The sequence below is a fragment of the Halomonas sp. 11-S5 genome (assembly GCF_029889825.1).
GTDB lineage: Bacteria > Pseudomonadota > Gammaproteobacteria > Pseudomonadales > Halomonadaceae > Halomonas.
Genome location: NZ_JARANW010000047.1, coordinates 1 through 6,018, shown reverse-complemented (window position 1 = coordinate 6,018; position 6,018 = coordinate 1). Strand labels below are relative to the sequence as shown.

Genomic DNA, 6,018 nt, shown 5'->3' with positions numbered 1-6,018 from the left:
TTCATTCGATCTGATTCGTTAAATAGCGGGCTATTCGCCTCATCAGATCGATAAACTTGTCTCGAAATCCGTCTCTCTCGCTACGATCGGTCAAACCCGACAGGCTCCTAGTGCCCCGATTTTTCTGGTCCATCGCAGACTGGCGTGAAGCACGCCACTTGGGTCGGCTGGCCGAGGTGGGCGTGCATCTCGCCGATCCCCGAGAAGCGCACCCGATAGCCGTTGCGACGCGCCACGCCCTGTGCCCAGTCGCGGAAGCGCGCCCGGTCCCACTCGAACTTGTGGTCGGGATCCCGGAACTCGCCCGGCGCCAGATCATAGAGCGGATTGTATTCGTGGTTGGGGGTGGTCATCACCAGCAGATGCGGCCGCAGCCCGGCGAAGACCGCGCGCTCGACCCGGGAGAGCGCCTCGGGCGGGACATGCTCGATGGTCTCCACCATAGCCGCGGCATCGAAGCCGACCAGCGCCGGGTGGGGATCGGCATAGGAACCGCAGACCAGCTCGAGATGCCCCGCCCGGGCGGCCGGCAGCTCCTCCAGGCGCAGCTTGGCCTGGGCCAGCAGCTCGCCGGAGAGCTCAAGGCCCGCCACCCGCTCGAACTGGGCGTCGCGCAGCAGGTACTGCAGCAGTCCACCGGAGCCGCATCCCAGGTCGAGCACCCGTCGCGCACCGCTGGCCCTGATCAGGGACGCCACGCGCTGCAGTCGCGCCTGGTGGAGGTCGGATGCCTCGAGGTCGATCATCTCCATGCTGTCTCCATCTGGACCGGGCGGGAGATGATGACGCATCGCGGCCGGGACGTGTAGCGGCGAGCCAAAAAAGGCGCGACTCGCGTCGCGCCCAACGTGCCTGCTCGGTACTCGCCGAGGCGTCGTCCGGCCGGCTCGGTCATCACGAGCCGGTCAGAACAAGCCGGTCAGAAGAAGCCCATCGGATTGATGTCGTAGCTGACCAGCAGGTTCTTGGTCTGCTGGTAGTGCTCGAGGGCCATCTTGTGCGTCTCGCGGCCAACGCCGGACTTCTTGTAGCCGCCGAAGGCGGCATGGGCCGGATACTGGTGGTAGCAGTTGGTCCACACACGGCCGGCCTGAATAGCGCGGCCCATGCGGAAGGCGACGTTCATGTCGCGGCTCCAGACGCCCGCGCCGAGGCCGAACTCGGTGTCGTTGGCGATGGCCAGCGCCTCCTCCTCGTCCTTGAAGGTGGTCACGGCCACCACCGGGCCGAAGATCTCCTCCTGGAAGACGCGCATCTTGTTGTGCCCCTTGAGCAGGGTTGGCTGGATATAGAAGCCGTTGTTGATGGCCGGATCCAGGGACTCCCGCTCGCCGCCGGTGAGGAACTCGGCACCCTCCTCGCGGGCCACGTCCATGTAGGACATGATCTTGTCGAACTGCTCCTGGGAGGCCTGGGCGCCGACCTTGACGTCGGTATCCAGCGGGTTGCCGCGGGTAATCTGGCCCACCTTCTCCATCACCTTGACCATGAAGGCGTCGTACATGCTCTCCTGGATCAGCGCCCGGGACGGACAGGTGCACACCTCGCCCTGGTTGAAGAAGGCCAGCACCAGGCCCTCGGCGGCCTTGTCGATGAATTCCGGCTCGGCGTTCATGATGTCGGCGAAGTAGATGTTCGGCGACTTGCCACCCAGCTCCACCGTGGAGGGGATGATGTTCTCCGCGGCGCACTTGAGGATGTGGGAGCCCACCGGGGTGGAGCCGGTGAAGGCGATCTTGGCGATGCGCTTGCTGGTGGCCAGCGCCTGGCCGGCCTCGGCGCCGTAGCCATTGACGATGTTGACTACGCCCGGGGGCAGCAGGTCGCCGACCAGCTTCATCAGCTCAAGGATCGAGGCCGGGGTCTGCTCGGCGGGCTTGAGCACCACGCAGTTGCCCGCGGCCAGTGCCGGCGCCAGCTTCCAGACGGCCATCAGCAGCGGGAAGTTCCAGGGAATGATCTGTCCCACCACGCCCAGCGGCTCGTGGAAGTGGTAGGCGACGGTGTTGGCGTCGATGTCGGCGGCGGTGCCCTCCTGGGCGCGGATGCAGCCGGCGAAGTAGCGGAAGTGGTCGACGGCCAGCGGCAGGTCGGCGTTGAGGGTCTCGCGGACCGCCTTGCCGTTGTCCCAGGTCTCGGCCACGGCCAGCATCTCGAGGTTCTGCTCCATGCGGTCGGCGATCCTCAGCAGCACATTGGAGCGCTCGGCGGCGGCGGTCTTGCCCCAGGCCGGTGCGGCCTGGTGGGCGGCGTCCAGCGCCTTGTCGATGTCCTCGGCGGAGGAGCGCGGGATCTCGCAGAACACCTCGCCGTTGACCGGGCTGACGTTGTCGAAGTACTGGCCCTTCACCGGGGGTACGAACTCGCCGCCGATGTAGTTGCCGTAGCGTGTCTCGAAGCTGATCGGCGAACCGGACTGGCCGGGGTTGGCGTAAATCATGGCGTGACTCCTGACTGTTGTCATTGTGGCGATACCCCCCCAGTGTTGGTCAGCAACGCCTTCTGCGACATACTCCGGTAGCAGGAGAGGGCCTCCTCCTTCGGTAGGAGGCGAGACGAGTCCACGAGGATATTGCCCATGCACACCCTGATGGTCGCCGATGACCATCCGCTGTTCCGCGAGGCGATCGCGGCGGTGATCGAGGCCGGCCTGCCCGACAGCCGGCTGCTGGAGGCGGAGAGCCTGGACGCGACCCTGCGCCAGGCCGAGACCTGCACGGAGCTTGACCTGGTGCTGCTCGACCTCGGCCTGCCCGATGCCAGCGGGCTCGAGGGGCTGCGCGCGCTACGCGCGGCTCACCCCTGGCTGCCGGTGGCGATCCTCTCGGCCGACCAGGAACGGCGCACCATCCTCGACGCCCTCGACCTGGGCGCGGTGGGCTACATCCCCAAGTCGACGCCGCGCCGGGACCTGCTCACCGCGCTGGCCCAGCTGCTGGAGGGCCAGGTCTACCTGCCGCCGGACATCATGCGCCGCCCCGCCGGGGCCGGCACGCCATCGCCCCGCCCACGCTTCACCGAGCTGACCGACAAGCAGCTCGAGGTGCTGCTGCGCCTGAGCCGCGGTGCCTCCAACAAGGTGATCGCCCGGGAACTGGACATCGCCGAGACTACGGTGAAGACCCATGTCTCGGCGATCCTGCGCAAGCTCGGGGTGCCGGGCCGGGTCCAGGCGATCCTCGCCGCCGGCGAGGCCGACCTCGAGGCCCTGCTGGCCGAGCGCCATGGCCCGTCACGCTGAGTCACCGCCCAGCAGGTCGACCAGGGCCATGCGCAGCCGCAGCGGCTTCAGGGGCTTGAGCAGGCAGCCATAGCCCCGCTGCCGGGTCAGGCCCTTGATCATCGCATCGTGGTTGGCGGTGATCACCATCACCGGGAGCCCCGGCTGGCGCTCGCGCAGCCGCGCCGCCGCCGCCAGGCCATCGGGGTCCCCCTCGCCCAGGTGGAAATCGACGAGCAGCACGTCCGCGCGCGCCCCGCTGGCCTTGCCCTCCAGCTCGGCCAGCGAGGTCGCGGTCACCACCCGACACCCCCAGCCCTCGAGCAGCGCGGCCATCCCTTCGCAGATGCCGGGATCATTGTCGATCACCCAGACCCGCGCCCCCTCCAGGACGCGACCCTGCCCGGGCTGCGCCGAGGCGGCCGGTGGCTGAGGTGCCAGCGGCAGTCGGCCATGGGGGACCCGCACCGAAAACAGCGAGCCACGGCCCGGCACGCTGGCCAACCGCAGGGGATGGCCGAGCATCCCCGCGATGCGGTCGACGATGGCCAGGCCCAGCCCCAGGCCGCGATCCTCGGCGTCGCGATTGCCGCTCAGGCGCTGGAACTCCTGGAAGATCGCCTCGCGCTGCGCCTCGGGAATCCCCGGCCCGCTGTCTCCCACCAGGATCTCGATTCCCTCGGGGCGGCGACGGCAGCCCAGCAGGATCTTGCCGCACCCGGTATAGCGGATGGCATTGGTCAGGAAGTTGCGCACCACCCGGGCCAGCAGCGCCAGGTCCGAGGCGACCACCGCGCCGCTGCCCACGTAGTGCAGCTCCAGCCCCCGGGCCGCGGCCATCTGACGGTACTCCTCGGCCAGCACGTCGAGCAGCCGGGCCACGGGGAAGGGGGCGATATCCGGCTCGAGCACCCCGGCATCGAGCCGCGAGATGTCCACCAGGGTGCCGAGCAGCGCCTCCACGTCCTTGAGCGAGCGACCGATATGGCCCACCAGCCGGGTCGAGGGCTCGGGCAGGGGATGCTCCTCCAGGGCGCTGGTGAACAGCCGGGCGGCATTCAGCGGCTGCAGCAGGTCATGGCTCACCGCGGCCAGGAAACGGGTCTTGGAGAGGTTGGCCGCTTCCGCTTCCGCCTTGGCGGCATGCAATTCGGCAAGGGTATGCTGCAGCGTCTCGGTGCGCTCGCGCACCTGTTCGGCGAGCAGCACCGCATGCTCGAAGGCCGCGTAGGGGGCACCGCCCGCCACGCCCGCCGACTCCACGCGCTCCATCAGGGCGGTGGCGATCCGCCTCAGCCGCGCGTTCTCCTCCAGCAGTTCCCGCTCCCGCGGGCCGGCGTCGTCAGGCGTCTCCCGTGGCCGGGCGAGATCCAATGGCGACCCCGGTGAAGGTCTGGTTGATGTGCATGCCATGGTGCTGCTCCCCGTAGGTGTTGAAGCCGATCACCCGCGAGCGGCCCAGCAGCCGCGACGCCGGCGCCACGAGCCCCAGGGCCTCCAGCTCGAGCCGGCGCAGGAAGCAGTCGCAGCCGATGATCAGCGCCGGCTCGCCGAGCCGCGTGGTAAGCCCGGCGAAGACCGCCTCGAGGTCCTCCAGCAGGGGGGTGGGCTGCATGGCGGTCAACACGATGCCGTTCTCGACGGCGCAATAGAAGCTGAGGCTGCCGTCGTCGTTGACCCGCTGGATGGAGCGCACGAAATGCGCCTCGCCCAGGCGCACCGCCAGGGGATGGCGGGCGAATACCTCAGGCGCCAGGGCCTCGACCGGGACGCCTACCAGCCGGGCATACTCCTCGGCGGCCGGCAGGGCGTTGAGCTCCAGCACCCGGCGGCGCTCGCGGTCGGCGCGGGTGACCACCAGCTTCTCGTCCCGCGGGCGCAGGTGGTGGGTGGTGAAGACCTCGAACGGCAGTCGGGTGTTGATCATCACCACCACCGCCGCCTGGCCATGGAAGCGGCCCTCGGCATGCACATGGGTATGGGCCAGGCGATTGTCGTCGCCGGCGGAGCCGCCGAAGCTGGGGATGCGCCCCAGGGCGGCATCCAGGGTCGCCAGCACCTGCTCCTCGCAGCTGGAAAGACCATCGAGCAGGGTCAGGGCGAAGCTGTGCTCCCCCACCGGGGCCAGGGCCCGACCGCGACAGTCGTCCAGCAGGCCGTCGACCAGCCGCTGGGCACGGATCAGGTCGAAGCCCGCCAGGTCCTCGACCAGGGCGCAGGAGACGGCGAAGTGGCGACGATCGAGGCCGATGGCGACGATGCAGCCGCGCCCGTAACCCGCCGGGGTGATCTCCCCGGCGGTGGTGCAGCCGGCCACCGCCACGCCCTCGAAGGCCTCGTTGAGGGCCGAGGAGAGCGCGGCCAGGGGATACTCGGCGCTACAGAAGAACAGCACGAAGCCGAGCTCGGCATGCCGCAGCGTCCCGGCCAGTTCGCCGGCCGCCTCACGAGGGTCCCGTCGCCGGCTGACCGCCGTGCGCAGCGGCGGCTCCGCCTCGAGCGGGTCGGGAACACCGGGCGTCGCGGGGGAAAGATCGAGCATGTCGGCCTGCCTGTGCGGTTTCAGGCAGTGTATGTCGCCAGGGCAAGCGGCGACAACGCCGGCCTGGGCGGGACATCACGCCGGGCAGCGGCTGGCGCTCGCCCGGCAGTGAGAGGCCTCAGCCCTTGGTCTTGCCCTTCTTGTCGCCCTTGGCAGCCGATTCGCCGCCGCGGGGGAAGTGATCGCGCACCAGCGCCAGCAGGCCCTGGGTGGAGGCATCGAAGTCCTGGCTGTGGGCATCGATGCGCTCGCTGAT

The 6,018-nt window shown here is 69.3% G+C and carries 5 protein-coding genes; 1 reads left to right on the top strand and 4 read right to left on the bottom strand.

The genetic code is table 11. The annotated features are described in order from the left end of the window. Positions 1 to 107: 107 nt before the first annotated feature. Together OP497_RS17315 and OP497_RS17310 are read right to left on the bottom strand one after the other, a co-directional pair. Complete coding sequence (locus tag OP497_RS17315; RefSeq protein ID WP_280550730.1) at positions 108 to 752, bottom strand: methyltransferase domain-containing protein; 645 nt, start codon at positions 750 to 752, stop codon at positions 108 to 110. A 167-nt stretch (positions 753 to 919) separates the two neighbouring features. Continuing rightward, complete coding sequence (locus OP497_RS17310) at positions 920 to 2,440, bottom strand: aldehyde dehydrogenase family protein (RefSeq protein ID WP_280550729.1); 1,521 nt, start codon at positions 2,438 to 2,440, stop codon at positions 920 to 922. A gap of 138 nt (positions 2,441 to 2,578) precedes the next feature. Here OP497_RS17310 and OP497_RS17305 point away from each other — a divergent pair, with 138 nt between their 5' ends. Beyond that, on the top strand, positions 2,579 to 3,241 hold the full coding sequence (locus OP497_RS17305) for a response regulator transcription factor (protein ID WP_280550728.1): 663 nt from the start codon (positions 2,579 to 2,581) through the stop codon (positions 3,239 to 3,241). Here OP497_RS17305 and OP497_RS17300 read toward each other — a convergent pair. Both OP497_RS17300 and nosP read right to left on the bottom strand, forming a co-directional pair. Continuing rightward, on the bottom strand, positions 3,233 to 4,594 hold the full coding sequence (locus OP497_RS17300) for a hybrid sensor histidine kinase/response regulator (protein ID WP_280550726.1): 1,362 nt from the start codon (positions 4,592 to 4,594) through the stop codon (positions 3,233 to 3,235). The two genes, OP497_RS17305 and OP497_RS17300, sit on opposite strands and share 9 nt — an antisense overlap. Then, entirely contained in the window at positions 4,563 to 5,762 is a 1,200-nt protein-coding gene (nosP, locus tag OP497_RS17295) for a nitric oxide-sensing protein NosP (RefSeq protein ID WP_280550723.1), read from the bottom strand. Before nosP ends, OP497_RS17300 begins: the two co-directional genes overlap by 32 nt. Between the last annotated feature and the right edge of the window lie 256 nt (positions 5,763 to 6,018).